Below are 26,951 nucleotides of genomic sequence, written 5' to 3' on the forward strand. Positions count from 1 at the left end.
TACTAGGAGGCATTCCCATGAATGACCAAGATCTCAAAATAAAAGTCCAGTCCTCCCTAAACCACCACGGCGGATATTTGTTGAACACACTCTAATCTATAAACCAGAGTTCCTTATATAAAAGAAGCTTAGAAAGAGGCAAGGCATGACTGAAATACAATACTCCCTCCCACAGGATGACAATCTTGAAATCTCATATTTGTCGCATTTATTCGACAACATGAGTGAATGTTATAAACTTTTCTGGTTTCAGGCCATAGTGCGTCTTGTGAGTCAGGATAAAACAGTCATTAGTTATGATGAGTTAGTCAATGAAATGATTGCAGACGCATGGTACATGGTTTCAGAATATCGTCTGAATCTTGGTCCGGCCGATACGTTGGAATCCCTTGTACACTATATATACCAAAGCAGCGGGATGAAAACAAATGAGAAGAAGGAAAATATTCTTGCTTATCTAAAAAATAGTAATGATTCGGAATTAAAAAAGCGAAAGCGTACTTTGACTTACAATGTCCCGTACCGTCTTCAGGCTCCGTTCATGAAGTATCTGAAAGGGAACGGGTGGAAAGTTTCTGAGAAAAAGGTTGCGGAGAAGATTAATAAGGAAAGTCGTCTGATCTATTATTTTGTAAGATTATCGGGTCTGGATTCACAGATAGAAATTACTCCGCAGTGGAAGCCCTATATTATAAAAAATCAGGAGATCCTGCAGGGATGGCTTCAGTATAACATGATTACATACCTCCAGAGGAGAAATCCAAATATCCCCGGAATTGTAAACAAGCTCAATCCACCGCAGGAGCGGAAGCTTGCGCGGGTAAATAAGTACTGGAGACTGATATGCGAAACAGCTCCGATCAGGGATATTTATACGGGTAGGGAACTGGAACCGAAAGACATTTCTATCGACCATTTTGTACCCTGGTCTTATGTGACCCATGATGAATTGTGGAATTTGAATCCAACTACAAAAAGTGCAAACAGCAGCAAGAGCAACCATTTACCGGTATGGGATATTTATTTCCCAAAACTATGTGAAATCGAATACCGGGCATACCAGACGACGTGGGCACATGGGAGAATCCTTGATGAATTTGAACGCTGCCGCAAAGAACACGTTAACAGCGACGAGGCATGGATGCAGTTATACCGGGAAGGTCTGACAAAAGAAGAGTACTACCGCAATCTAGAGGGGATACTTCTACCGGTTTACCAGTCTGCACACAACATGGGCTTTAAGGAATGGGAATATGGAAGATAAGACATTAGAATATTATGAGAAATATGCGGAAGATTTTTATCGCGGCACAGTATATGCAGATGTTACGCAACTGTATCAAATGTTTCTGGACAGGCTGCCTTTAAAGGCAAGGATACTGGATCTCGGCTGCGGAAGTGGGAGAGACAGTAAGTATTTTAAAGAGCTGGGCTATGAAGTAACGGCAATCGACGGATCGCCGGAACTTTGCAGACTGGCATCATTAAATATAGGGCAGCAGGTGATTTGTACTCGTTTTACAGAAATTAACTATCAAAATGCTTTTGACGGCATATGGGCATGTGCCTCGCTTTTGCACGTCCCGGCGGGGGAAATAAATGCTGTTTTGGAAAAAATTAATAAGGCATTGGTACCGAAGGGAATCTTATATGCTTCTTTCAAGTATGGAAACGGTGAACGAACTAAAGACGGGCGTTATTTTAATGACTGCACGGAGGAAAAGGCAGCGGCATTATTGGCTGATTCAGGAGGCTGGAGCAGCTGGAGTTATTATATTACGAAAGATGTACGTACCGGACGTGGGGAAGAGGTATGGCTGAATATTATAGCCGTAAAAGAATAAGCCGGAAGTATGTGACTTTATGTCTAACAGAGAGAAACCGATGGGTGATATCCACAGATGTAACCGATGTCGAAAAGGTTATATGATTGTTAAACCAAATCGAAAAACAGGGCAGTATTTCTTCGGTTGTACAAACTATGATACAGAAGGAATACGATGCAAAAATTCAGAAACTATCGGGTAGAAAGGAAGCTGCTTTGGCAATGTCCAAGCAGCTTCCTCCAGCTTTTAGTGCTCCGTATGCAGCAGCATATGTGCCCTGTGTGACAGTGGTTTATCGAAGAATTCCTCATATATCACCGCGATATCTTCATTTTCATGAGAAAATCTCACCTCTGCATCGCTGTCCAGCCCATAGAGTTTCTTCCCTCTTTCGTGCGCCAGTTCTTCGCCATCGTGGATTGGCTGTCCGCCGCCGCCCACGCAGCCGCCGGGGCAGGCCATGACTTCTACGAAATCGTACTGGACCTCGCCTCTCTGCATTCGTTCTAACAGGTTCCTTGTATTTCCAAGTCCGCTGACTGCAGCGATTCGGAGTGTTGTTCCGTTTATTGTGAAATCGGCCTCCTGTACGCCGGAATTTGCATCAAATCCTTTGCTTCTTACCGGTTTGAAGATATCAGCATGTGGATTCTCTCCTGTCAGGGTATGGTAAGCGGTACGAAGTGCCGCCTCCATGACGCCTCCGGTTACCCCAAAGATCAGTCCCGCGCCGGAGCCGCTTTGCATAGGCCGGTCGCTTTCAATATCCTGTAAGGTGTCGGGGCAGATATGTGCAGAACGGATCATCTTAACAAGCTCTCTTGTGGTAATTACCGCATCAATATCATGTCCCGCGTATTCCCCGTAAAAAAGTTCTTTCTCGCGTTCCCCTTTTTTGGCAACACACGGCATGACGGATACGGTATAAATGTCATCGGGAGAAACGCCTATTTTCTCCGCAAAATACGTTTTCATGACGGCACCGAACATTTGCTGCGGGGATTTTGCCGTAGACAGCTGCCTTACCAGATGCGGGTACTGGGATTTTACAAACCGCACCCATCCCGGGCAGCAGGACGTAAACATAGGCCTGCTTTTCAGCTCCCCGTTCGTAAACCTGCTGATGAATTCCCCCGCCTCCTCCATGATGGTCAAATCGGCCGAAAATGCGGTATCAAAAACATAGTCCACGCCCATCCGCTTCAGGGAATCCATGATTTTGCCAACAGTTGCATCCTCAGGCTCCATTTCCAGTTCTTCACCCCATGCCGCACGCACGGCCGGAGCTACCTGCGCGACTACGATCTTTTTCTGATCCGCGATGGCTTCCCAGACTTTCTCTGTATCATCCCGTTCTCTTAAGGCACCTACCGGACAATGGGTAATACACTGGCCGCACAGGGAACAGTCTGCATCTTCAATACGTCTGTGTCCGGTTACACCGATGGTTGTCCTGGAACCCGTGCCTTCCACATGCCAGATTCCCAGCCCCTGTACTTTTTCACATATCTGCACGCACCGCATACATTTGATGCACTTGGCAGAATTCCGGATCAGAGGAAACTTCTGGTTCCACGGTCTTTTATCGATTTCTATTTTGAAGGGAATGTCAATGATGTTTAAATCATTGGCGATTTTCTGGAGGCTGCAGTTTCCGCTGCGTGCACATGTCACGCACTGGCAGTCGTGCTGGGACAGGATAAGCTGTACATTTCTTCTGCGGTCCATTCGTACCTTCGGGCTGTTTGTATAGATGACCATCCCTTCTTCTGCCACATTATTGCAGGAAGTAATCAGCCGGTCAGAGCCTTCTAACTCAACCACACAGACACGGCATGCCGCGATCTCATTGATCCCTTTCAGGTAGCAGAGTTTGGGGATCGGTATACCATTCTGGCGGGCAGCCTCCATGATAGTAGTATTTTCTTCTGCCTGTATTTTTTGATTGTCTATCATAAACGTTACCATAATCGTTCCCGACCTCCTTTAAATATTCCGTAACCAAAATGATCGCACCGCAGACATCTGGATGCCTCCTGTCTTGCCTCATTTTCCGTCATGCAGTTTTCCACACCGTCAAAATCGAGGACCCTCTCGCATGCCTCACGCTCGGTTAAGTTGATTCTTCCGCACGGAGTGCGTTCAAACAGATTGGCCTCCGGTATTTCCACGTCACAGGATATTTCATGACGGTATCCGAGGTACTCGTCTATGTTGGCAGCTACAACCTTGGCCGCGGCTATCGCTTTTATGACAGAGGCCGGACCACTTGCACAGTCGCCTCCTGCAAATACTCCCGGGATATTTTCAAAAGTACCGGAACTTTCGGTTACAATTTTACCTCTTACGACCGGTATGCCGGCCTCTTCAAAATGTGCCGTCTCAATGTTCTGCCCGATTGCAACAATCAATACATCACATGGTATGTAAATGTCCTCTTCCCCGGTAGGTCTGATACTGGCACGCCCGTCCCGGATGGTGCTGATCATCTGGGGCGTGACAGAGATTCCCCTGACATGTCCGTTTTCATCCACATCAATGGCTGACGGAGCCTTTAATGTCTGTAATTCGATTCCCTCGGCAACGGCCCCGTCGATCTCACCCGGAAGGGCTGTCATATCAGCCACCCTGCGCCGGTATACAATGCTTACCTTCTCGGCACCAAGCCGTTTAGCGGTCCGCACGGCATCCATAGATACATTGCCGCCCCCGATAACCGCAACATGCTTGCCAGACAAATCCATGATCTCATTCCTGCCTACGTTGCGCAGGAACTGCACAGCTGACAGGACGCCGTCGGCATCTTCTCCGGGGAGTCCCAGTTTCTTGTCCGTGCTGGCCCCGATCGTAATCAGCACGGCGTCGTACTGTTTCCTTAGCTCCTGGATGGTGATATCCTGACCGATCTTCAGGCCGTGTTTTACTTCTACGCCCGTCTTTAAAATGCTGTTGATGTCCTCCTCTAAACGTTCCTTTGGAAGCCTGTAGTTCGGAATTCCGTAGCGCAGCATTCCTCCGAGTTTCGGAAGCATCTCATACACGGTCGTCTGGTGCCCCATGAGCTGTAAATAATAAGCCGCACTTAAACCGCCCGGTCCTCCGCCGAGAACTGCTACACGTTTCCCAGTGCTGGGCGCGCACTCCGGCGGGTTAACCTCTCCGGCAAAATCAGCGGCCGCCCGTTTCAGCCCCCGGATATTGATAGAATCATCCATCATGTTCCTTCTGCACCGCGCCTCACAAGGATGCTCGCAGATAAACCCGCATGTGGTCGGAAAAGGATTGTCTTTTCGGATCAGGCGGATTGCATCGGCATATCTTCCCTCCAGAATGAGGGCCACATATCCCGGGATATCTACCCGGGCAGGGCATAGTGAAACACACGGTACAGCCTGATGGAAGGTGCAGGTGCACCGCCCGTTCTGGATGTGTTCTATATAATCATCCCGGTATCCGATCAGCCCTTTATAAACCATCCTTGCGGCTTCATAGCCAATCGCACAGTCCGCAGAGTCCATGATGGACAAAGCAGTTTCTTCCATAATATCTAAAGTTTCCATAGTCGCATTTCCATCAAGGACATCCTTGATAAAATGATTCAGCTGCCCGAGCCCGATCCGGCATGGCACACATTTCCCGCAAGTCTGCGCATGACATAATTCTAAAAACGCGCGTGACATATCCACAGGACATAATCCCGGAGGGCTGGACTCAATTCTCCGCTCCAGATCTTTATAGAGCCCTTCCATGACGATCCGGGCCCTGTTTGGCGAAGCAATTTCTAATCTGCTCATTGATTTAATCCCCTTTTTACATAATGCTATTCTGCTTTACCCCGCAGTGTTTCATATTATATCATCGAACAGGGCGGGTTGTAATTACCTGGGACATAAGTAGTTTATTTAACATGGTTGACAGAAAATTGACAGGGGAATCAGGCAGGAATGCCCGGTTATTTCAGGGGAAATTCGCATCTTTTTGTATAATTTCGAAAATTATGATGTCAAGTGTTGTTTGTCACACTATAGTTACAGTTCATTTTTTTCTTAATACCGTTTGTCATATATAAAAAGCGTTATACCCCAAATTATTGTAAACATATCCCCCAGATTCTACAATAGAAAGCAGGTAGAAGAACGTTCGGATATCAATTAATTACTGTTTGCAGGCCAGTGGGCAGTAACATCATATGAAAGAGGTATTGAGAAGGAGGAACTTATGAAAAGAGGAAGAGTTATAGCATTGCTATTAGCGGCAGGTATATCTTCCGCAGCTTTTATGACTGGATGTGCAAATCAAAGTAATGGTACATCAAAAGTAACAGAACAGAAAGAGTCAAATTATGTACTGTCTTTTGTAGCGGCAGATAAAACAAACTGGGACCAGGAGGTAACAATAGGAAATCATACCTATACCATTGCAGTGAACCTTTCGGATGATAATTCATTTGAATTGAAGGGAACATGTGTAGGAATTGCAGAGGAAACGGGTCAGCAGGAGGGAATGGCAGCTCCGGGAACCGGTGCGCCGGATATGCAGGAAACGGAACCAGTCAGTCCAGGCACAGAGGATTCAAGAGCAGCAGATTCGGATACTGACAATTCAGGAGAAAAATCTGCCCAGACAGAGGATGCAGGTTCAAAAAGTACGGAAGACCTAACGGCTTATGATTTTACAATAAATGGAACTTGGTCTTATGAGGATGGCTGGGGATATACGTTGACGTTTGATGACGGGCAGGATACATCCGTCACTGCGAACTTTGATAAAGCAAGCAGCAGGCAATATTTTTATTATGATTTGGCACCGACAGTGGACGGGGAGGCACAGGAAGCGGTTCAGGTACAGTTTCAGGCAAAAGATGTGGAATTCAGAAACGAAATGGCAGATGACTATGTAATAGCGGAAGAGCGGAATGCGACCTACATTTTTGAAGGAAATGGAAACAGCCAGACAGGTAATGCCATTAATATTAAGATTTACTGTGAAGAGGATGGCACAGTTGCCGTATTAAGTCAAAACGGAAGCACTATGACCTATAGCGGGGGGACATGGACCGAAGATACATCAACACATGAGTTTACAATTGATGCAGGGGGACCAATAACCGCAGACTACTGTGATATATCTGGTAAAGAAGGATATCGTCTGAATTACACCTCTACTGGGGGGATGGGACCTTCCACAACGCTTACATGCTATCTGCCTCTGGCTGAAGGAATAACTTCAGATGATTATACGGACGAAGACTTTGAGGGAACTGTTGTTAAAAACCTTACCTGTACAGAAGCCGATTATACCATTGAACTTACCGAAAAAGGGTTTTTAAAAGTGTGCTCTGAGGGAACTGTTAATGAGACTTCAACCTATACATATAATGAAGGGGCAGATACATACTCACTTATAATCGGCGGACAGACTTACAATACGACGAAAAACGGTGACACTTATACAGCGGATGTGAAGATAACAGTCACCAGTATGTTTGGGACGGAAGAATATGAGCGCACATTTACGTTTCAGTAAAGTCTGAAATGAACATACATTTGATAAGTAAGGAGAAAGAATATGTCTAATCTGAAAGTTCAGGAAAAATTAGATAAAATGAAAAAATTGCGTAAAGTCTTGTTTGTATTCAGTATTATTGCTGCCGTCGGAAGTCTGGTGATGCTTATCATGTTTAATTTTGCACCAGTATTCAACCTCACAGTAGAAGGCACAGATAAGTTTGGAAATGGTGTGGATTATCCAGGCTGGCAGGCAATCTACTATGGCATCGGGATTCAATATATTCCGGGGTATTATGAGTTTGGGTTTAATATATGGACCTGTCTTGGCATGTATGTACCTATATTATCATTGATAATCTGTACAGTTATGTACAGGAAAGGGAAAAACAAAAGAAAGGCAGTGCTGGAATATGTTATGGCAGCTGCACTGACTTTTGGTGGAATTACACTTGTAAACTGTACAAGGCTGGCTGTATTGACAGCATCCAGTGAAGGTCTGAATAATTTTAAGGATACATACCTGTTACCCGCAGTTGAAGCGGGAACATTCAGACTTCTGGCGTTTCCGAAAGCGCTTTGTGCGGTATGTCTGACAGCAGCTGCTATAAAAATTATAAATGGAAGTTTTCTTTTATATCAGAAAGCATATGCAAGAAAGATTCCTGTTATAACAAAGATGCCACAGCAGTAGAAATTAAAGGAGAAAAAACTATGACGAAACGTGCGAAAAAAAGAATCATCTCTCTTTCGGCAATCATCGCTGTTGTATTGATTCTAATGACTGTAATCACAAATGTTATGTATTATTATAAAGAATATATGGACCAGTTCCTTGGGGCAGGTACTATCAAAACAGAAACGAGCAGTGATGGTTTAAGCGGTGATTATATTGAGTATACAGCTACATCTGATACAGAATCCAGAGACAATGCAGCGGCCATTACACAGGAGACTGCCGAAGAGGGAATTGTGCTTCTGCGCAATGATGAAAAAGCGGATGGTGTTAATGGGAAGGCACTTCCACTGGTAAGCAGTTCCGATGAGGCCGCGTCCAAAAAAGTTACCATTTTAGGTTATAAATCCTGGCATAATAACATGTCAGGCGGAGAAGATCCAGCGACTACAGAGAATGCAGTGTCTATAGGTGTCGGACTATCCAATTATTTTGATACGAACCAGGCTGTAACTGATTTATATGCGACGGCATCCGATGATTTTGCAGATCCAGAGTCAGCACTTGCAAGTGCAGTAAGTACTTATGCGGAATACGACACAGCAATTATTACGGTTTCCCGTAATTCAGGCGAGGGTAATGATCAGGAAAGAGACCTTGGTACTGCAGAGTATAACCGCACCGGACTATCCCTTAAGAATGCAGAGCTTGCTTTAATTGATTATGCATGTAAAAATTTCTCGGAAGTCATTATCGTGGTTAATGCAGCAAATACGATGGAATTAGGATTCCTTGACCCTAATGATGAAAACTATAAAACATCCGGTATGTACACGGATCCATACAGCGGAAACACTTATGATTTTAGTAAAATTACAGGCGCATACTGGGCTGGCTGCTGCGGATCTCAGGGCGGCACTGCTTTGGCAAGAATTGTTTCAGGGGATGTTAACCCATCTGGACATCTGTCAGATATTTATGCCCGCAATTTGAGAGAAGATCCAACTTATTATAATTTTGGAAATTTTGAATATCAGAATTCCAGTGATTTCGATACATATCAGGATTCCTCTGTTTATTTTGTGGAATATGAAGAGGGAATTTATACTGGATACCGTTATTATGAGACCGCGGCATATGAGGCAATGCAGGGAAATTATGAAGGCTATGATTATGGACAGAGCGTTGTATATCCATTCGGGTATGGGCTTTCCTACACAGATTTCTCTATGGAATATGCAAGTGACCCTTTGTTTGATGAGGAGACAGAGGAATATACTTTTGCTGTAAAGGTTACCAATACGGGTGAAACTGCGGGAAAAGCTGTAGCGCAGATTTATGTAAGTGCCCCGTGGGAGGCAGGTCAGGTGGAAAAGTCTCATGTTCAGCTGATTGGCTTTGCAAAAACGCAGGAATTGGAGCCTGGTGCCAGTGAAACTTTAACAATAACGGCAAGCAGGGACTATTTCAGTTCTTATGATTATGTAAATGAAAAAGCATATATTCTAGATGAAGGAGAATATACATTCTATCTTTCCGAAAACAGCCATAGTTGGACAGAGATTGATAAAGAGGACACCTCGCATGTATGGTCACAGGAGATTGATTCTAAAATTGTTTATAATGAAGATGGGGCAGGTAAGAGGACAACTGATGAAGTTGTTGCTACAAATGTATTGGATGATTCCACAAATTATAGATTTACAGATTATACAGAAGGTAAGACTGGCGATGGTTACATCCATAACTTCAGCCGTAAAGACTTTGCAGCATCTTTCCCAACGGCACCGGAAGGTAATGACCTTTTATTGACAGATGAACGGGCCATTAAAGAGATCGAAATATATGACGTGTGGGATGAGGAGCAGAATGAGATCAGCGAGATGCCAGAGACAGATATAGATAAGACAGACTATACGCTTGCAGATATGCGCGGTGTCGATATCGATGATGAGAAATGGGATGACTATATTAATCAGTTTACCGTAGACTCTATGGCATATATGTTCATGAACGGCGGCTGGAATGAAATGGGAGATAGTGAGAACGGCGTTCCGAAGAGTTATGATGCAGATTCGCCATACGGGTTCTATGCAGCGCAGCTAAAAATTTCGGAATATGACATTAATGTATGGTATTGTGGGGCACCAATGGTTGCGGCCACATTCAATACAGAACTTTCAGAACGTCTGGGCTCTGCATTTGCTGAGGAGGCATATCAGTTAAAACAAGAAGACGGGCAGGGAATAACCGGCTTGTATGGCTATGGAATTAATACGCACCGCTCTGCTTTTGCAGGACGCAATTATGAGTACTATTCAGAAGACAGCCTGCTTTCGGGAAAAATGGCGGCAGCAGAGGCTTCAGGGGCGTCGGAAAAAGGTCTGATTACATTTATGAAGCACTACGCACTGAATGAGCAGGAACTGAACCGGCAGAAAAATGGATACTGTGCATGGTGCAATGAGCAGACATTCCGTGAAATTTACAACAGATCTTTTGAAATTTATATAAAAGAAGCCACCATGACTATAAATTATTATGATGTTGACGATGACGGCGAATATGCAATGACCAGTAAAGAGATGTCTGCAGCTACAGGTCTGATGAGCGCTTACAACAGAATTGGAGCGACCTACGCGGGAGCATCTGTGGTTATCAACAGTATTTTAAGGGATGAGTGTGGATTTACCGGAACGATAGTATCTGATGCAGGCGGTGAACCAAACACATACATGACTACAGATTACTCTTTACGGAGAGGACAGAATCTGACGTTGACGAATAATGGTACAAATGGGCTTTATGATACAACAAGTGCCACAGCAGTATACTGGCTGAAGCAGTCCACCCGATACCTGCTTTATAACAAGGCAAATTCAAATGCAGTAATGGGAATGGCTCCTGGCGACAATGTAAGTTATACGATGTCCCCGTGGCAGAAGATATTGATAGCAGTCTGGAGTGTAGTGGTTATACTTTCTCTTGCTGGGATTGCATACTGCATTATGCTGGGAAGGGGTAAAATAAAATTAAAAGAAATTATCGTTCAGGAAAAGACACCAGAAGATGAAGAAGAATACTAAAGGCATTTAACTCATAACAAAAAAGCATCCCCGTTGGAGCAGAACAATAAAAATTCTTGTTGGACAGCTCTTTCGGGGATCTTTGACTATTAAATGGAACTTGGGCTGCTTTATTGACAAGGCAAAAAAAGCATAATAATATTAAAGATAGAGATTAGCTGCATATATGAGAATTGTAAGTATAGCAGATATCGTACTGTATGAAAGTATGAATTAAGAGGGGATAAAGGAAACCATGAAGGTTCTGACAGAGTATATTAATATTTGGGCCGATCACGCATTTTGGTTTCAAATGTTCTGTGTGGCGGTGCTGACGGTCATGTCATTAGAATCCATTTCTAAAAAACACAGAGCGCTATTAAAAGCGGCACTTGAGGTTTTGTTGTTAATTTTAATTTTTTTTACTACTAATTTTTTGATATACCTGCTTTCAATTAAGCATATTTATTTCACGGGAGTGGGTTCTTGGATGTCTTATTTATTCGGTGTTGTTCTGTTCGCAGCATTTTTTTGTAAATATCCTGTACCAGCAAAGATTGTGACAGCATCCGCGGTCTGTTCTATGTCAGTAATCGTAATTGAACTGGGAACTTCTATTGGAAATGTAATAGAAGGATATGTTAACGGTTTTGACAGTTTGTGGACTAAGATCATAGCCGATTTCCTGATTTTGTTTGCAGCATGGACGATTAAAAAAAGACCAGTATCTGAATACGAAGTCAGCACATATGCTGCAAGGCTAAATGTTACCTGTTGTACGATTTCCACGGCTTTTGTGATTATATATGATTTTTTAGCAATTTACTTTTTGACGCCCCAAAAAACGGATGTTACGTCTGTTAGAATACTGATATCATTGATTTTAATTGCGTTGTATGTGATTAACGCGATTAATTATCTGATGACTTATTCCTTGTGCAGAGAACAGAAGCATGTGCTGGAACTGATGTCAGAAGCTCAGTTTACTCAGAGTGCAGCACAGCTTCTGACAATATCTGACCATAATCTTAATGAACTGAGAAAAATAAGCCATAATATCAATAATCAGTATTCTTATATGAGGGTACTTTTGCAGAATCAGGATTATGATGGACTGAAGGGATACTTTGATGAGGTTCTGGGAACTTTTTCAAAACCATTTATTTCGTATATAGATTGTGGTAACAGAATTCTGAACGCAATATTTAATTTGGAAAAAGCAAAGGCAGATGAAGCTGGAGTGAAAATGGATTTTATGATTCTTGTGCCATCCGAACTGTCAGTCAGTGAATTGGATTTATGTAATTTAATTACCAATATCGTGGATAATGCCATCGAAAATTGTCTTGCAGAGCGAATTGAATCTCCGGTCGTCTCCATTACTATGAGTGTACAGGGAGATTATCTGTTTGCCAGGTTTACGAATCAGACAAAGAAAAAAAAGAGTTTTCTGGAAAAACCTATTGTTTCTACAAAGAAGGACCATGTATATCATGGAAAAGGAATTGGCATAGCAAAGCACATTGTCCATAAATATAACGGTCATTATAGTAACAAAATTGAGGATGGGGTTTTTATTGCAGAATTTCTTCTGGATCTCTGCATAGGAAAAAACAAGGAGGGGAATTCATGAAAACAGTTCATGTAGCTGTCTGCGATGATGAGAAAAAAGCTCTTTCCATCATTTCCGCCTCTGTGGAGGCAGTATTTAGTGAGGAAGGGGTGGAGACAGAGATTGCGACTTGTTTATCGCCGATGCAGCTTCTAGAGCATATGAACCATACAGATTATGATTTGATTTTTCTTGATATCTGTATGTCAGAAATGGACGGTATAGAGCTTGGCAGGAAAATTACAGCAGCTGGTGGCAGCAGTTCTATTGTATTCGTTTCAAGCAGAATGGACAGGATGTATGATACATTTGCAATCCAGCCATTTGGATTTGTGAGAAAAGGGAATTTCATGGATGATATTAATGAGGTAATCCATCGTTATATTGAACAGGAGAAAAAGCCCAAAGAAGCTCAGACAGTACATTTCAGGGACCGGCAGGGAGAGATTATTACAGTCAATATAGACAAACTAAGATATATTGAATGTTATAAGAATGTTCAAGAGATACATATATGTGGTAATGAGATAAAGAAGATATATTCCAGAATGGAAATACTGGAGGAAACACTGAAGAAATATGGGTTCATTAGGACCCATAAAGGTTATCTCGTAAATTGCAAATATATTAAGCGGTTTGACAGCAAAAAGGTAACCCTTTTAACAGGAGAAGAGCTCCCAATAGGGAGAAGCAGGTATCATGAGGCAATGGACGGATATATGTCCTATATTGGGACGCATGGTATCTTATTAGGTTAATGGAGGCGGATAAGAAATAAGATATCAGGAGGAAACAGCCCACATGCTTCAGATTGCTATTTGTGATGACGAAAAATTTTACAGAGATAAGATGAAAATGTATCTGGAATCTTATCTGACCGACCATAACTTAGAAGCCACAATTCATCTTTTCCTTTCCGGCGAGGATTTCCTCTCCCGGAAGGAAAACGTCGTTAAATACGATATTGTTTTCATGGACATCAATATGAATGAAATGGATGGAATCCAGACGGCCATGCAGATACGCGCGTTTCAGTCGGAGACATTTATCGTGCTCGTGACAGCGTTTATCAATTATGTTCTGGACGGTTATAAGGTAAATGCGGTGCGCTATATCATGAAGGACTCTCTGGAGGAGGCGCTGCCTGAGTGTATGGATGCAATACTGCAGAAGATGCGCCTGCAGCAGGTCAGTTTTTCTTTTTCAGAAGGGGAGAAGAGGCTGTATACGGACAATATCCTGTACATTGAGAGCCAGAGGCATAAGTCTGTTTTCCATTATCTGGAGTCCGGGGTTGTGACTTACCAGATTTATGAAAAACTCGATCAAATTGAGGCGGCCCTCGACGGGTATGGTTTTTTACGCATTCATAAAAGCTATCTGGTAAACATGAAGCACATCCGCAGGATCAGTAATTATACGGTACTTCTGGATCTTGGGGAGGAGCTTCCTGTTCCGCGTCTGCGGTACAGGGCGGTGAAGGAAGCATTCGTAGCATTTAAAGGAGTAGTGTAATGGAAATTTTTCTAAAGAGTCTTGCATTATCTTTGGTGATGAGTATAAGCTGCAAAGTATTTTTTGACACTCTCCTTGAAAAGAGGCGGTGGAGGCGCGGCTGGATCGAAAATACGGAATTGCTGGCATTTACACTGGGCATTATAATAATTTCTATGTCAGAAATACCTCCGTATGCCATACAGCCCATTCGTTTTACGGCAGTAATCTGCATAGCAGTGCAGATCTATTACCGTGTCAGGTTTGTTCAAAACGTGTTTCTGTCGATACTTTTCTGTGGAATCTTCTGGATTGTAGAGATACTGACGATTTCCTTCATTTACCTGCTGCCGATCACTGGCATCAGTATACAGATTGTGGAGGAGTCTGTATCAGACATCCTTCTGCTTTGCCTGATGCTTTTGTTCCATTTCAAATATAAGGGGAAAACGAATGTAATGTCAGGGACGAAGTGGACCCGTTTTTTATTTTTCCCAGTCTTTTGCATGGTGATTATCATAGCCGCAACGATGTACCCCTGGAATGGGCAGGAGGGTAATGAGTATGTCAGGGTACTTGTTCTGGCGGGATTCGGACTGGTGAATATGGCTGCATTTTATTTTCTGTGGGATATTCTGGTCAGAGAGGCGGAGATGCAGAATCTCAGGCAGGGCAGAGAGCGCACGCAGAACCAGATGAATATGTATCAGAGCATGCAGGAAAATTATGAGCGGCAGAGACGGTTTCTGCATGACTATAAGAACCAGCTGAACTGCATACAGGGGATGCTTGCGGAGGGAAAGACGGAAGAAACGATGGAGTATCTCACTGCGCTGAACGGAAGTATCCGTATGAATGCGGACCATGTGAATACAAATCATACGGCTGTAAATGTGGTGCTGAACCAGAAGTACAGTTATGCACGGGAGAAGGGGATTACCATGACGATTTCAGTCAATGACCTTTCTTCCCTGACAATGGGTGAGGAGGACATCGTTACGATTCTGGTCAACCTCCTTGACAATGCAATCGAGGCCTGTGAAAAGCTGGAATCGAATAAAGTGATACAATTTAAAATGACAGTGGAGGATGGAGAACTCATTTTGTCGATAAGAAATCCGGTTAAGGAGCCTGTAAAAATCAGAGATAACAGGATCGCTACGACGAAACCGGAAGAGGGACATGGTATCGGCCTTATAAATGTCCAGTCTGTGGTTCAGAAAAATTGTGGGACCAGCATCCTCAGATGTGAGGACGGATGGTTTTTCTTTTCGGCTATGATACCTGTATAGGGTGGAGCGTCTTTTTTTGCTGTCTGACCGTCTTTTCGTGCTGCGGGGATTGATGCCTAAGTGCCGCCGCAATAAAATATAGAAAACTGCAGGTACGAAAAAGGAGATGGGAATATGAACATGAAAAAAAAGAAATGGCTGATACCGTCATTTGCAATACTGATATTTTTTGTCTTTGGGCTGACAGCATGTGGAGCAGGAACGGCAGAAGCAAAGACTGATACGCCGGAAGAAGTGTTGCTTGATTCGATGGAAGCGCTGAAAGAACTGGATCTGGATGCATTTAATGCAAGGACAGATAATTATGTAAGAACACACAGAAACTGGATTGGTATTCCCACACAAAAGGAATACCGGATATTCAATGAATTACAGCAGCCGGGGCTGAAGGGAAAGCGGTACCGGTCAAATAAGAAGTTTGCCGATAAGATTGTACAGAATCTTTCATGGGAAATAAAAGATGTGCGGGTGTCCGGGAAGGAAGCACAGATTGATATGACCGTCACGAATATTGATATGTCAGATGTGATGGGGAAATATGAGATCAGTATCATGGAGGATATGATAAGCAGTGATGGAACGGGCCTGATATCCATGATCCGGGATATCCATCAAATAGATTACGGTGATAACAGCGTGGTCAGTATCATGGAAGAGGAAGAGGGGCTCTCTGTTTTGGATATTACGGTGGGAGCATATAAAGAGGACGGCATCTGGAAAATTCATGTCAGTGACTCTTTTATCAATGCCGTAATGGGCAATATGGATTCAGAGCATTATTCAGATGAAATCCAGAACCGTCTGGATGAACTGGAAAAGGAATATGAATACAAACTGGACCAGTGGGGGGATGACTTTTTTGAATAAATCTAAATATATGTCAAAATTGTTTGACAAACATACTGGCAGTATGTATAATAAACATACCGTTAGTATGTTAAAAGACATAGTATTATAATTCCGGATCTTAAATGGAACCGGATATTCACAGGAGGCAGATTATGGCTAGAAACAAACATCCTGAGGAGACTAGGAATCTGATCATTGATACTGCAGCCCAGCTTTTCATAGAGCGCGGATACGATCATACTTCAATTCAGGATATCATCGATTATTTAGGAGGTTTGAGCAAGGGGGCTATTTACCACCATTTCAAATCAAAAGAAGAGATCATGACTGCTGTAGCTGAAATGCTTTATTCAAGTTCGGAGGCTGCGATGTACCGGATCTGCAGCAGAACAGATCTGAACGGGAAGGAGAAGCTGCAGGAACTTTTTGTTTTATCCCTGTCGAATCCGGCCCAGAAGGATATATTTCAGGCTGCGCCTGATATGCTGAAGAATCCGCAGCTGCTGATCACGTATTTCCGCGATACCGTCCAGCAGGATGCTGCCAATATGGTCTATAAGGTGATAGAGGAAGGGATGAAGGACGGGTCTATTCATACGGAGTATCCCCGTCAGCTGGCCGAAGTGATGATGCTGCTCGGAGACATATGGCTGAATCCTATGGTTTATCACTGCGGGCCGGAAGAGATGGTAGAGAAGGTGAAGTTCTACGGTCATTTATTAAAGCTTCTGGATCTGGATATTATTACAGAAGATATGATCCGGAACATCGAAGAATATGCGAGAATTTATAATAATAATGAGAATCAGAAAAATAAAAAATAATAGCTGTTTACCAGTGTAAAAGAGGAACGCCGCTATGCTGCCGGAGGTACGGTTTTTGCAGGCGGCACACTTTTTACCTAAATACATACCAACGGTCGGTATTAAAAGGAGGCATATATGATAGAAGTAAAGAGAATTACAAAGCAATATGGAAACACCACTGTTCTGGAGGAGTGCTCACTGACAGTAGAAAAGGGAGAAATCTATGCGCTTGTGGGCGTGAACGGGGCAGGGAAGACAACGCTGCAAAAGCTGGCGGCAGGGTTTCTGGAGCCGACTTCGGGCCGTGTATATGTGCATGGGATGCCGGCGTGGGAGAATAAGGAAGAGATTCAGAGATATCTGGGCAGTCTGATTGAGGTACCGGTCTTTTATGAGCATTTGACGGCAGAGGAGAATTTAAACCTGCATCTGGAATACATGGGAGTGCAGGCAGATGTGGGGAAAATACTTGGGACAGTAGGCCTTGAGGGGATCGGTTCAAAGCCTGTATCTGCATTTTCCCTTGGAATGCGCCAGCGTCTGGCCATAGCGAGGGCCTTGCTGCATAGACCGGAAATATTAATACTCGACGAGCCGTTCAATGGTCTCGATCCGGTTGCCGCAGATGAGATGAAAAGGGTGCTGATGAAGTCCGCCGGGGACGGCATGACCATCCTGATATCCAGCCATATCTTAGGGGATATTGCACAGATGGCGGATACAGTGGGAATCATAGCAGGCGGGAAGATACAAAAGGAGTTCAGTATGAAGGAATACAGAGAGAAAGAAGCCGGAGAATTCGAGCGGGAAGTTCTGCAGATCATGAAAGGAGGAACAATATGAGATTATTTCATCTGGAATGGAAAAAGATAAATAAAAGGCCATACCTGTATGCGGCACTGGGAATGGCGGCATTCAGCCTGTTTGTAGCAATGCTGTTTATGCTGATGCCAAAAGAAGAGATGGAACTCAGCCAGATAGACCCGGTCTGGGGGAACATAACTACGCTGGTATCCTGTGTGACGTTTGCTGAATTTGCAGTCTTCGGGGCGGTTCTCAATGCGAGGACAGTTCTGGAAGATTATATCGGGAAACAGGTTCTGCTGCTCTTTTCATATCCGATCAGGCGGGAAGAACTGATCCGGACCAAAATGGCAATTACATGGGGGCTTACGGCCGGAGGAGCATTGGTCACCAATCTGGCCGCGATGCTGGCAGCTGCAGTTGTATCCTTCATTTTCAGGCCTCTGGAGACCGGATTTGGGGTAAATGAGGCTCTGGCAGTGCTTCTTTACAGCGCCGGGATGGCGGTCATGGCGGGGAATATAGCCCTGATTTCCTTATGGTTTGGATTCTGGAAATCATCCGTTGTGACAGAAATTGTTTCTTCACTGATTATCATAATTCCGCTTGCAAATATGCTGTCGGCAAGCCTGTTTTCCTCAGGGTTACAGGGATATTTGTTCCTGCTTGCAGCCGTGGGGGCCACACTTGCGGTTAGTGCAGTGATTACGATGAAGATTATACACAGAGTAAAGAATATGGAGGTAAAATAGATGAGCAGCAGGGAAAAGAGTGTAATGACGGCAGGACAGAGTACCGGGTTTACGAAAGATTTCTGGCTTGTGGTGGCTGGACAGATCATCTCTCTGTTTGGAAATGCGGTGATGCGGTTTGCACTGCCCATCCATCTTTTGAATGTTACAGGGTCGGCGGCTTTGCTTGGAATCGTATCCGGGTTTGCGTTCCTACCACTGGCAGTCATGTCGCCGGTCGGCGGAATCATTGCAGACAGGGTGAATAAGAGAAACATCATGGTATTTCTGGATTTCTTTACATCCGGACTGACGGTACTATTCCTCATATTGTATGGAAGAGTGAATCTGACAGGGCTCGTGCTGGTTATGCTTTTTATGCTTTATGGAATCAGCGGGGCGTATCAGCCGTCCGTGCAGGCGAGTATTCCTGCCCTGGTAGAAACGGATCGTGTCATGACTGCGAATGCGGTTATTAACATGATTTCCTCCCTTTCCGGCCTTCTTGGTCCGGCTTTGGGCGGGATTGCATACAGCCTGTGGGGGATCTACCCGATTCTTTATACAGCGGCACTGTGCTTTTTCATATCGGCTGTCATGGAAATTTTTATCCGCATGCCCCTTGTAAAAAGGGAACGAAGCGAATCCATACTGCGTGAAACCGGCGAAGATCTGAAAGAAAGTCTTTCCTTTATAACAAAGAAAAAGCCGGAGATCGGCAGACTGACTCTCTGCTGTGCGGGGGTAAATCTCGTTCTCTCTTCGCTGATGATCATCGGGCTTCCGGTTATCGTCCTGCAGCTACTGGATTTCAGTGAGAGTCAGGCATCAAGGTTGTATGGATTTATGCAGGGGATTCTGGCAGTCGGGGGGTTACTGGGCGGCATCGGTGCCGGTATTTTAGGAGAAAAACTGAAGATCAGCAAGAGCTGGAAGCTTCTGGCATCCTGCGGAATACTCATGCTGCCAATGGGAATCGTCCTGATGCTGGATTGTTCACCCTGGACGTCATATGCAGTCCTTGCCGCGGCCGGGCTGGTCATCATGGCCATTGCATCCATATACACAATACAGATCATGTCCTTCATCCAGATAACGGTACCGCAGGAAATGGTAGGAAAAGTCATTGCATGGGTAATTGCGGTTTCTACCTGTGCACAGCCGGTCGGACAGACGATCTACGGTCTGGTGTTCGAGCAGCTCGGAAAGGGAGCATGGGCAGTCTTCTATTCGGCGGCGGTACTGAGTATAATCATCGCATTCTATAATAAGAAAGTGGCAGAGTAAATATTGAATACCTGATATCGCTATAATTTCCAGTGGAGAGAAACGGCTTCTTAAGGTATAATGAGTACAGAATCTGGAGGTAAAGCGATATGACAAAAGAAGAATTAGCATTAGAAGTAATAGAGAGACTGAGAAAAGAATACCCGGATGCAGGCTGCACCCTCGATTATGACCAGGCGTGGAAGCTGCTCGTGAGTGTGCGGCTTGCAGCACAGTGCACAGACGCCCGCGTGAATGTTGTGGTTGAGGACCTGTATGCCAGGTATCCGGATGTAGAATCACTGGCAGAAGCCGACGTGGACGATATTGAAAGGATTGTCAGGCCGTGCGGGCTGGGCAGGAGCAAGGCGAGGGATATCAGTGCCTGTATGAAAATGCTGAAAGATGAGTACGGCGGAAAGATTCCGCGGGATTTCAACGCACTGCTGAAACTGCCGGGAGTCGGACGAAAGAGTGCGAACCTGATCATGGGGGATGTGTTCGGGGAACCCGCAATCGTGACAGACACGCACTGCATCCGCCTGACGAACCGCATCGGCCTTGTAGACGGGATCAAGGACCCGAAAAAGGTAGAGATGGCGCTGTGGAAAATCATTCCGCCCAAGGAGGGAAGTGATTTCTGCCATCGTCTTGTATATCACGGAAGAGATGTATGTACTGCAAGGACAAAACCATACTGTGAGAAATGCTGTCTGGCAGATATCTGTGCGAAGAATGGTGTGGAAGAGGAGGCAAAGAGCTGAGTAATATGGTGAAGGCAGAGCGATTTTACGAGGACTGTGTTTACGGGGACTGTGACAGAAGAAACGGACTATATGTAAAGCGTATACTTGAGAGTTTTGACATAGAACAGATCTGTAATTCCGGGCAGTGTTTCAGGATGACCCGGATAGAGGGCGGCACATATGAAGTCATAGCAGGGGACCGGTATCTGGAAGTTACCCAGAGTGGGGACGAGTGCATTTTCAGATGTACAGATTCTGAGTATGAAGATTTCTGGAAACATTATTTTGATCTGGAGACGGATTATGGGGAATATAAAAGCAGAATTAACCCGAAAGACCAATATCTTATGAATGCGGCTGAATTTGGCCGGGGGATACATATTCTGAATCAGGATTTGTGGGAGATGATCGTATCCTTTCTGATATCCCAGCAGAACAATATTGTTCGTATCCGGAGGTGCATCCGGAATATCAGTGAGAAGTACGGCGAGAAAAAGACCGCTGCGAATGGAACCGTTTACCATGCATTTCCAACGGCGGAGGCGCTGGCGGTCCTCGGGGAAGACGCACTCAAAGAATGCAATCTCGGATACAGAAGCAAATATGTAGTCAGGACCGCCCGCAGCATCGCAAACGGGGAGGTTTCGCTGGATGCTGTCAGGGCAATGCCCTATCAGGAAGCAAAAGAGGAACTTTTGAAACTCTTCGGTGTCGGAGTGAAGGTAGCCGACTGTATCTGCCTGTTCGCCCTCCACCAGCTGGAAGCATTTCCGGTCGACACCCATATCAATCAGGCCTTGAAAAAACATTACCCGAAGGGATTTCCGAAGCGGAGATACAAGGGCTGTGAGGGTGTGATGCAGCAATACATCTTCTATTACGAACTGCTGGCATAAGACTACTTGTATAACGATGCATCGTGGAAACGCTCTGCACCTGACTTTAAGAGGACCGACAGGAAGAATAACAAAGCGGCTGTCAGCATGATCAGGACACTCAGGGATGCGGCATCTGTGTTGCAACCGGAGAGATGAAATGCTTCCACAAAAACCTTTTCCGCCGCCGGCAGGACAAATGAGGCGGCCAGAACGGTTATGGAGATGCTTTTTAAAATTGCGGCGTTGGTTGCATGAAAAGGATCTCCATTTTGGGAAAGCGAGCCACAGAGCTTCCTGAACCTGGCAAGCACGCCCAGAATAAAGCCGCCTGTTACTAAGGAGACACATAACTGAAACAGCAGTTCTTCGGAAACAAAATGCAGGACAAAATGACTGGGGAAGAATTCATGCCAGCAGACGAGAAATGCGGCAATAACCATCTCCAGAAATTGTATCCAGAAAAGTACGCGTGTTATTTTTGCAAGAGTGCTGCCTGTTTGTTTTAAACGTTTCTGGTTCATAAGGAATCCTCTCTTTCATTTTATGAATCGGCATTTCTAAACTGGTCTGCAAGCCTTAATTTTTCCGTCATTTTATCGGCCTGTGCTTTGGAAAGAAAATAATCAATGAGGTTCAGCAGTACAAAAATGATAAAGACAGAAAGCGCAACAGCAATGATCATAAATCGGTTCACCAGCGCTTTGACGGAATACGTGATAAAAAGCACGGTTGCTTCTATCAGGATAAACTGAATTGTCTTGCGTATCAGCAGGCTCCTGACGCTGAGTTCCTTTGAGGAATAAGTGACCAGAGACACCAGCGTACAGAAAAATGCGTAGACAAACGGCATAAAAAATGCGACAGGACTTAATGTATTCGGTATATGGGTAAATAGACCAACCACCCCGATCGCGATGGTGATGCCCGCCTGAATCATCAGAAATACCCAGACTATCTTTTTCAAAAACTCTTTCAATTCCATTTACAAATCCTCCATAATAGCTTTCTTAACCTGTTTCACATATTTCCGGGATACGATCACATCTTCCCCGTTCTTCATATGGGCGCAAAACCGTCCATTCAGGGCAGGCCGCATCGAGTTAATCTTCAGCAGGCATAAAACAAACGATTTCGAACAACGGATAAACTTGTATGGAATCATTTCCGTTTCTATTTCATACAGTCGTTTCTTGATCTCATAAACCTGATTTTGAGTATAAGCAAATACTTTTTCTCCTACGGCTTCAAAATATAAAATCTGGTCATAATAAACCATCTGCCGGACATTTCCGTCCGTGTATCCAACAAGATACTCCCCCTTCGCGAGACAGTAATTTCTAATATCTTCAAACTCCGGTGTCAGAGCCACACATTCTATGGTAACCTGCTCTTCAGCCTTCGATTTAACATTCCTTATCGTAACCCGCAAATAAAACCACCTCCTGAGATATATCATAGCAGATAGTGAGGAGGAATACGATGGGAATGAGATGAAATACATTTTTGGGGGATGAGATACGCACAGGGAGGAAAGAGTGCAGAAAATAAAAAACGATATGGAGAAAAGTATTCAGGAATGATAAAATATATACAATGGCTGTAAAAAAGCATCCTCACAGGGCCGTCCAGACAACATATTTCAAGTTACAATTAGAGAGAAAGGAAAAGTATGTGTTTAAACTTTTCTTAAACAGCATACATGGTAATTATGAATACAAAATTAAAACCCATTGTGCACAGAATAGAAGATAATATAATTGCTTTACAGGCGTTTCAGGACAAATTAGAGAATCAATCTTCTGAAAAGGAAAAGATGATACTCTTAGATTATCCTACGGTTTATATCCATAATTGGAAAAACAGTGATGACTACGAGGTATATATCGGGGAATCGGGGAATGTAATCCAGAGGACAAAGCAGCATTACGCCAAATCCGGAAATGTGTCAGAATGGCAGAATCAGCTGACCAGAAAACCAGCCAGCCTGTATATTATCGGGCATGAACATTTTAACAAGTCCCTGACGCTGGACATTGAAAACCGGCTTATGCTTTATATGATGAGCACTGATCACGTCAAGAAAATACACAATAAAAACAGCAATCTTCAGAACCGGTATTATACAGACGATGAAATGAATGAAATCTTCCGGCTGATCTGGGAGAAGCTGAGGAAGACAGACTCAGCATTGTTTCCGAAAGAGAGTGCAATAAAGGATTCCGCATTATTTAAGGCATCCCCGTTACATAAGCTGACACAGGAGCAGGAAAATGTAAAAGAATTGATTATAGAAAAGGTCTTTACTGCCCTGAAAAATAAAGAAAGAGGCCAGCTCATTTTCATTGACGGTGAGGCGGGAACAGGGAAAACTGTTCTCAACAGCAGTACTTTCTACGAGATATATTTAAGGGCAGAGAATCTTAAAAAAAACGATCTGCAATGCTGCTTAATGGTAAACCATGATGAACAGATTACAGTATATCAGCAGATAGCAGAAAAACTCGGTTTGAAAGATCATTATGGCGAGGTGGTATGTAAACCAACGACCTTTATCAATCACCATTCAATGGACGAACCGATAGATGTAGCCTTTATCGATGAGGCACATTTATTACTGACACAGGGTAAACAATCATACAGGGGAGAAAATCAGCTTGAAGATATTATAAACCGGGCACGCGTTACGGTTGTCATGTTCGATGAAAATCAGATATTAACGACAGAGCAGTATTGGGAAGCGAAGACTTTAGAGTATTATAGAAAATTCGCCAAACATAAAGGCAATTATTTTGAATTGAAGAATCAGATGAGAATGGCTGCATCAAAAGAAACAATTGCATGGATAGACAATTTCACGAAAGCAAAAAAAGTGTCTGAGATTCCTGTTGACGAAACCGGATATGAAATACAAATCTTTGATCTTCCCGCAGAGCTGGAAGCTGCAATTAAGAAGAAGGCCAGAGAAGAGGATTGTGAGCTCTCCAGAATGATAGCTACTTATGACTGGGAATATAATCAAAAACCATCAAAAAGAAAACGGCTTCAAAAATACTGGGAGGTGCTGATCGGGGACTGGCATAAACCCTGGAACCGTGAACTGGAAAAAGAATTAGGAAGACGGGAAAAGAAGAAAATTAAAACACTTTCCTGGGCCGAACAGCCTCAGACAATTAATGAAGTAGGGTCCACTTTCACAATACAGGGATTTGACCTGAATTACGCAGGCGTTATTTTAGGCCCGTCTGTAAAATACCGGAACGGGGAAATTATTTTTGACCCGGATGAGAGTTTTAATATAAAAGCTACCCGGAACCGTACCTTATCGGACGGGACCCGGAAAAAGTTCGGAGAAGTCCTGATCCAGCATGAAGTCCGTGTTCTGATGACACGCGGGGTAAATGGACTGTATATCTATGCATGCGATGAGGAGTTGAGGAAAGCTTTGAAAGAGGCAGTGTCGCATTAAAAATGGAGAAGGGGCTTATGATATCTAGCTATCATAAACCCCTTCTGAATTTGTGGAAATTAACCAACGATTCGATATTTTTTATCTACTGCGTTCAGAAGTTCATGTCCATCTTCTGTTACAAGGACAAGGTCTTCGACACGAACGCCATATTTTCCTTCAATATAAATACCAGGTTCGATAGAGAAGATCATACCAGGCTCAGCCACATTTTTATTGATAGGGCTTACATCGCCGTATTCATGGTCTTCCTGACCGATGAAGTGGCCGAGACGGATTCTCCAGTATTCGCTGTATCCGGCTTCGTCAATCAGATCTCTTGCCTGTGCATCAATATCACAGAAACGAACTCCCGGTTTAATCACTGCTTCAGCTTTCTCAACAGCTGTGCGGACAAGGTCATGGATTGCAGCCTGTTCCTCATCTACGCTCTTGCAGTAGAAAGTTCTTGTCATATCGGAGCAGTATCCTTCCCAGATACAGCCCATATCGATCAGGACACATTCTCCGGCTTTCAGTGTTCTCGTTTCGCTAGGTGTATGGTGCTGGTCAGCTGCATTTGCGCCAAAGCATACGATCGTATCAAAACTTAACCCGCTTGCACCTGCTTTCATATATTCAGCATCAATAAAGTCAGCAACTTCTTTTTCAGTCATGCCTTCTTTAATAAATGCAGCAGCTTTCTCCATAACACTGTCATTAATTACGGAAGCATGCTTCATGATCTCGATTTCTTTTTCATTTTTAACAGCACGAACATCATCAATGCAGTCAGAACCCCAGATAGTCTTTAATTCCGGGCAGCGCTCCTGAAGCGGAATTAAGAAACGTGCCGGCCATGTCTTGTCGATACCGAGTACACTCTTTGTATCAATGTGCTCCATCAGAACAGCAATCTGATCGTCCATATCACTGAACCATACCTCTTCAAATCCTGTATCGGACACATAATACAGATAGTTCAGGAATAATGTGTGATTTCCGCTGGATCTCAGCAGAAGTGCATACAGCCTTTCACCAGGGTTCACCATAATTCCCGTCAGAAAACGGATACTCAATGGGTCAGATACAAGTAACTGACTCAGGCCCTTTTTCTCCATTTTTTCTAATACGCGGTTGATTCTTTCATTCATTTTAGAATCTCCTTTCTCTATGTAAAAATTAATGTATATGCATTATATCACAATGGGAGAAAAAATTCATGAAAATGAATAAGAATGTTGAAAATTCATTAGGAATATGAATTGTAAAATGAATTTGTGGGGGGATGTGAAAAAATGGGAGGGTAAAGTACATTCTTTTACTAGGTGATTGCCATAGATGAATATGTGAATTGATATTATAGTCAGGGGAGTGGTAGAATAATTATATATAATAGTACTGGAGGATAAGATTGGTGGATGTACTTACAAAGGAACAACGTCACAAAGCTATGTCCAACATTCATTCTAAGGATACATCAATTGAGATTAAACTTAGAAAAGCCTTGTGGCATAAGGGGTATCGTTACAGGAAGAATTATTCGAAACTGCCAGGAAAACCTGATATTGCATTAACAAAGTATAAGATTGCAATATTTTGTGATTCTGAATTTTTTCATGGTAAAGACTGGTATACGGTGTTACGTCCGAGGATTCGCAGGGGGAATAATGCAGAATTTTGGGAGAATAAAATCTTGCGCAATATGGAACGCGATGAGGAAAATAATAAAGCGTTATTGTTTATGGGGTGGACTGTTATACGGTTCTGGGGGGATGAAATTGTTAAAGATACTGCACGTTGTGTGACAGTTATAGAAGAATGCATCTTTGAACAGCTTGTTAATGACGCCTGCCTTACGCTTGATGATAGCGAATAAAATAATGTAGATCTGATAAAAATAACCCGAGATTTTATGTCTCGGGTTATTTTCCTGTAAATATGATGGTTATAA

General features: G+C 43.7%; 24 protein-coding genes. 18 read left to right on the forward strand and 6 right to left on the reverse strand.

The features are described 5' to 3' along the window. Window positions 1-145 precede the first annotated feature (145 nt). Both A8806_RS04900 and A8806_RS04905 read left to right on the forward strand, forming a co-directional pair. Window positions 146-1,264 (forward strand): HNH endonuclease domain-containing protein, encoded by a 1,119-nt coding sequence (locus tag A8806_RS04900; protein ID WP_109730064.1) that lies wholly within the window; start codon window positions 146-148, stop codon window positions 1,262-1,264. Next, window positions 1,254-1,844, forward strand: coding sequence for a class I SAM-dependent methyltransferase (locus A8806_RS04905; protein ID WP_109730065.1), 591 nt, complete (start codon window positions 1,254-1,256; stop codon window positions 1,842-1,844). The genes A8806_RS04900 and A8806_RS04905 overlap by 11 nt, the downstream gene beginning before the upstream one ends. Before the next feature lie 228 nt (window positions 1,845-2,072). Here A8806_RS04905 and A8806_RS04910 read toward each other — a convergent pair whose 3' ends face one another. Continuing rightward, entirely contained in the window at window positions 2,073-3,794 is a 1,722-nt protein-coding gene (locus A8806_RS04910) for a [FeFe] hydrogenase, group A (RefSeq protein WP_109730066.1), read from the reverse strand. After that, window positions 3,788-5,620 (reverse strand): NAD(P)-binding protein, encoded by a 1,833-nt coding sequence (locus tag A8806_RS04915; protein ID WP_109730067.1) that lies wholly within the window; start codon window positions 5,618-5,620, stop codon window positions 3,788-3,790. The genes A8806_RS04910 and A8806_RS04915 overlap by 7 nt, the downstream gene beginning before the upstream one ends. A 424-nt stretch (window positions 5,621-6,044) precedes the next feature. Between A8806_RS04915 and A8806_RS04920 the strand changes: the two genes are divergently transcribed. The 14 genes from A8806_RS04920 to A8806_RS04985 all read left to right on the forward strand — a co-directional run bounded on the left by A8806_RS04920 (window position 6,045) and on the right by A8806_RS04985 (window position 21,570). Further along, on the forward strand, window positions 6,045-7,352 hold the full coding sequence (locus A8806_RS04920) for a hypothetical protein (protein WP_109730068.1): 1,308 nt from the start codon (window positions 6,045-6,047) through the stop codon (window positions 7,350-7,352). A gap of 42 nt (window positions 7,353-7,394) precedes the next feature. Then, window positions 7,395-8,027, forward strand: coding sequence for a hypothetical protein (locus tag A8806_RS04925; protein ID WP_109730069.1), 633 nt, complete (start codon window positions 7,395-7,397; stop codon window positions 8,025-8,027). Between the two features lie 20 nt (window positions 8,028-8,047). Continuing rightward, entirely contained in the window at window positions 8,048-11,095 is a 3,048-nt protein-coding gene (locus A8806_RS04930) for a glycoside hydrolase family 3 protein (RefSeq protein ID WP_181368587.1), read from the forward strand. A gap of 469 nt (window positions 11,096-11,564) precedes the next feature. Next, window positions 11,565-12,707 carry a GHKL domain-containing protein gene (locus A8806_RS04935; protein WP_181368588.1) on the forward strand — a complete coding sequence of 381 codons (1,143 nt, stop codon included), beginning with the start codon at window positions 11,565-11,567 and terminating at the stop codon, window positions 12,705-12,707. Next, window positions 12,704-13,444 (forward strand): LytR/AlgR family response regulator transcription factor, encoded by a 741-nt coding sequence (locus A8806_RS04940; protein WP_109730072.1) that lies wholly within the window; start codon window positions 12,704-12,706, stop codon window positions 13,442-13,444. Before A8806_RS04935 ends, A8806_RS04940 begins: the two co-directional genes overlap by 4 nt. A gap of 43 nt (window positions 13,445-13,487) precedes the next feature. Further along, window positions 13,488-14,201: a LytR/AlgR family response regulator transcription factor gene (locus A8806_RS04945; protein ID WP_109730073.1), complete on the forward strand. Its 714-nt coding sequence runs from the start codon at window positions 13,488-13,490 to the stop codon at window positions 14,199-14,201. Continuing rightward, window positions 14,201-15,472: a sensor histidine kinase gene (locus A8806_RS04950; protein ID WP_109730074.1), complete on the forward strand. Its 1,272-nt coding sequence runs from the start codon at window positions 14,201-14,203 to the stop codon at window positions 15,470-15,472. The genes A8806_RS04945 and A8806_RS04950 overlap by 1 nt, the downstream gene beginning before the upstream one ends. Before the next feature lie 114 nt (window positions 15,473-15,586). Continuing rightward, entirely contained in the window at window positions 15,587-16,339 is a 753-nt protein-coding gene (locus A8806_RS04955; RefSeq protein ID WP_109730075.1) for a hypothetical protein, read from the forward strand. Between the two features lie 134 nt (window positions 16,340-16,473). Then, window positions 16,474-17,145 carry a TetR/AcrR family transcriptional regulator gene (locus tag A8806_RS04960; RefSeq protein ID WP_109730076.1) on the forward strand — a complete coding sequence of 224 codons (672 nt, stop codon included), beginning with the start codon at window positions 16,474-16,476 and terminating at the stop codon, window positions 17,143-17,145. A 117-nt stretch (window positions 17,146-17,262) separates the two neighbouring features. Continuing rightward, entirely contained in the window at window positions 17,263-17,970 is a 708-nt protein-coding gene (locus A8806_RS04965; RefSeq protein ID WP_109730077.1) for an ABC transporter ATP-binding protein, read from the forward strand. Beyond that, window positions 17,967-18,683, forward strand: coding sequence for an ABC transporter permease (locus A8806_RS04970; protein WP_109730078.1), 717 nt, complete (start codon window positions 17,967-17,969; stop codon window positions 18,681-18,683). Before A8806_RS04965 ends, A8806_RS04970 begins: the two co-directional genes overlap by 4 nt. Further along, complete coding sequence (locus tag A8806_RS04975) at window positions 18,684-19,949, forward strand: MFS transporter (protein WP_242995953.1); 1,266 nt, start codon at window positions 18,684-18,686, stop codon at window positions 19,947-19,949. Window positions 19,950-20,038: 89 nt separating this feature from the next. After that, the gene (locus A8806_RS04980) at window positions 20,039-20,692 is read left to right on the forward strand and encodes an endonuclease III domain-containing protein (protein ID WP_109730079.1); all 654 of its coding nucleotides are present in this window, start codon (window positions 20,039-20,041) and stop codon (window positions 20,690-20,692) included. 5 nt (window positions 20,693-20,697) lie between these two features. Further along, window positions 20,698-21,570, forward strand: coding sequence for a DNA-3-methyladenine glycosylase family protein (locus A8806_RS04985; RefSeq protein ID WP_109730080.1), 873 nt, complete (start codon window positions 20,698-20,700; stop codon window positions 21,568-21,570). A gap of 2 nt (window positions 21,571-21,572) precedes the next feature. On the opposite strand, the gene A8806_RS04990 is transcribed toward A8806_RS04985, so the two are convergent. Genes A8806_RS04990 through A8806_RS05000 form a run of 3 tightly spaced genes read right to left on the reverse strand, consistent with a single transcriptional unit; the run spans window position 21,573 to window position 22,981 of the window. Next, entirely contained in the window at window positions 21,573-22,073 is a 501-nt protein-coding gene (locus tag A8806_RS04990) for a hypothetical protein (protein ID WP_109730081.1), read from the reverse strand. Window positions 22,074-22,093: 20 nt separating this feature from the next. Then, window positions 22,094-22,534: a hypothetical protein gene (locus A8806_RS04995; protein WP_109730082.1), complete on the reverse strand. Its 441-nt coding sequence runs from the start codon at window positions 22,532-22,534 to the stop codon at window positions 22,094-22,096. Further along, on the reverse strand, window positions 22,535-22,981 hold the full coding sequence (locus A8806_RS05000) for a LytTR family DNA-binding domain-containing protein (RefSeq protein ID WP_181368589.1): 447 nt from the start codon (window positions 22,979-22,981) through the stop codon (window positions 22,535-22,537). A gap of 279 nt (window positions 22,982-23,260) precedes the next feature. Here A8806_RS05000 and A8806_RS05005 point away from each other — a divergent pair, with 279 nt between their 5' ends. Next, the gene (locus A8806_RS05005) at window positions 23,261-25,018 is read left to right on the forward strand and encodes a DUF2075 domain-containing protein (protein ID WP_109730234.1); all 1,758 of its coding nucleotides are present in this window, start codon (window positions 23,261-23,263) and stop codon (window positions 25,016-25,018) included. Between the two features lie 59 nt (window positions 25,019-25,077). On the opposite strand, the gene A8806_RS05010 is transcribed toward A8806_RS05005, so the two are convergent. Next, window positions 25,078-26,151, reverse strand: coding sequence for a M24 family metallopeptidase (locus A8806_RS05010; protein WP_109730084.1), 1,074 nt, complete (start codon window positions 26,149-26,151; stop codon window positions 25,078-25,080). A 263-nt stretch (window positions 26,152-26,414) separates the two neighbouring features. Between A8806_RS05010 and A8806_RS05015 the strand changes: the two genes are divergently transcribed. Then, entirely contained in the window at window positions 26,415-26,876 is a 462-nt protein-coding gene (locus A8806_RS05015) for a very short patch repair endonuclease (protein ID WP_109730235.1), read from the forward strand. Window positions 26,877-26,951 lie beyond the last annotated feature (75 nt).

It is taken from the genome of Faecalicatena orotica (genome assembly GCF_003149245.1).
GTDB classification, from domain to species: domain Bacteria; phylum Bacillota; class Clostridia; order Lachnospirales; family Lachnospiraceae; genus Faecalicatena_A; species Faecalicatena_A orotica.

Bases quoted from the DNA above. Each gene is read 5' to 3' on its own strand.
- A8806_RS04900 (WP_109730064.1), top strand. From the start codon at position 146: ATGACTGAAATACAATACTCCCTCCCACAGGATGACAATCTTGAAATC.
- A8806_RS04905 (WP_109730065.1), top strand. From the start codon at position 1,254: ATGGAAGATAAGACATTAGAATATTATGAGAAATATGCGGAAGATTTT.
- A8806_RS04910 (WP_109730066.1), bottom strand. From the start codon at position 3,794: ATGGTAACGTTTATGATAGACAATCAAAAAATACAGGCAGAAGAAAAT.
- A8806_RS04915 (WP_109730067.1), bottom strand. From the start codon at position 5,620: ATGAGCAGATTAGAAATTGCTTCGCCAAACAGGGCCCGGATCGTCATG.
- A8806_RS04920 (WP_109730068.1), top strand. From the start codon at position 6,045: ATGAAAAGAGGAAGAGTTATAGCATTGCTATTAGCGGCAGGTATATCT.
- A8806_RS04925 (WP_109730069.1), top strand. From the start codon at position 7,395: ATGTCTAATCTGAAAGTTCAGGAAAAATTAGATAAAATGAAAAAATTG.
- A8806_RS04930 (WP_181368587.1), top strand. From the start codon at position 8,048: ATGACGAAACGTGCGAAAAAAAGAATCATCTCTCTTTCGGCAATCATC.
- A8806_RS04935 (WP_181368588.1), top strand. From the start codon at position 11,565: ATGTCTTATTTATTCGGTGTTGTTCTGTTCGCAGCATTTTTTTGTAAA.
- A8806_RS04940 (WP_109730072.1), top strand. From the start codon at position 12,704: ATGAAAACAGTTCATGTAGCTGTCTGCGATGATGAGAAAAAAGCTCTT.
- A8806_RS04945 (WP_109730073.1), top strand. From the start codon at position 13,488: ATGCTTCAGATTGCTATTTGTGATGACGAAAAATTTTACAGAGATAAG.
- A8806_RS04950 (WP_109730074.1), top strand. From the start codon at position 14,201: ATGGAAATTTTTCTAAAGAGTCTTGCATTATCTTTGGTGATGAGTATA.
- A8806_RS04955 (WP_109730075.1), top strand. From the start codon at position 15,587: ATGAACATGAAAAAAAAGAAATGGCTGATACCGTCATTTGCAATACTG.
- A8806_RS04960 (WP_109730076.1), top strand. From the start codon at position 16,474: ATGGCTAGAAACAAACATCCTGAGGAGACTAGGAATCTGATCATTGAT.
- A8806_RS04965 (WP_109730077.1), top strand. From the start codon at position 17,263: ATGATAGAAGTAAAGAGAATTACAAAGCAATATGGAAACACCACTGTT.
- A8806_RS04970 (WP_109730078.1), top strand. From the start codon at position 17,967: ATGAGATTATTTCATCTGGAATGGAAAAAGATAAATAAAAGGCCATAC.
- A8806_RS04975 (WP_242995953.1), top strand. From the start codon at position 18,684: ATGAGCAGCAGGGAAAAGAGTGTAATGACGGCAGGACAGAGTACCGGG.
- A8806_RS04980 (WP_109730079.1), top strand. From the start codon at position 20,039: ATGACAAAAGAAGAATTAGCATTAGAAGTAATAGAGAGACTGAGAAAA.
- A8806_RS04985 (WP_109730080.1), top strand. From the start codon at position 20,698: ATGGTGAAGGCAGAGCGATTTTACGAGGACTGTGTTTACGGGGACTGT.
- A8806_RS04990 (WP_109730081.1), bottom strand. From the start codon at position 22,073: ATGAACCAGAAACGTTTAAAACAAACAGGCAGCACTCTTGCAAAAATA.
- A8806_RS04995 (WP_109730082.1), bottom strand. From the start codon at position 22,534: ATGGAATTGAAAGAGTTTTTGAAAAAGATAGTCTGGGTATTTCTGATG.
- A8806_RS05005 (WP_109730234.1), top strand. From the start codon at position 23,261: ATGAATACAAAATTAAAACCCATTGTGCACAGAATAGAAGATAATATA.
- A8806_RS05010 (WP_109730084.1), bottom strand. From the start codon at position 26,151: ATGAATGAAAGAATCAACCGCGTATTAGAAAAAATGGAGAAAAAGGGC.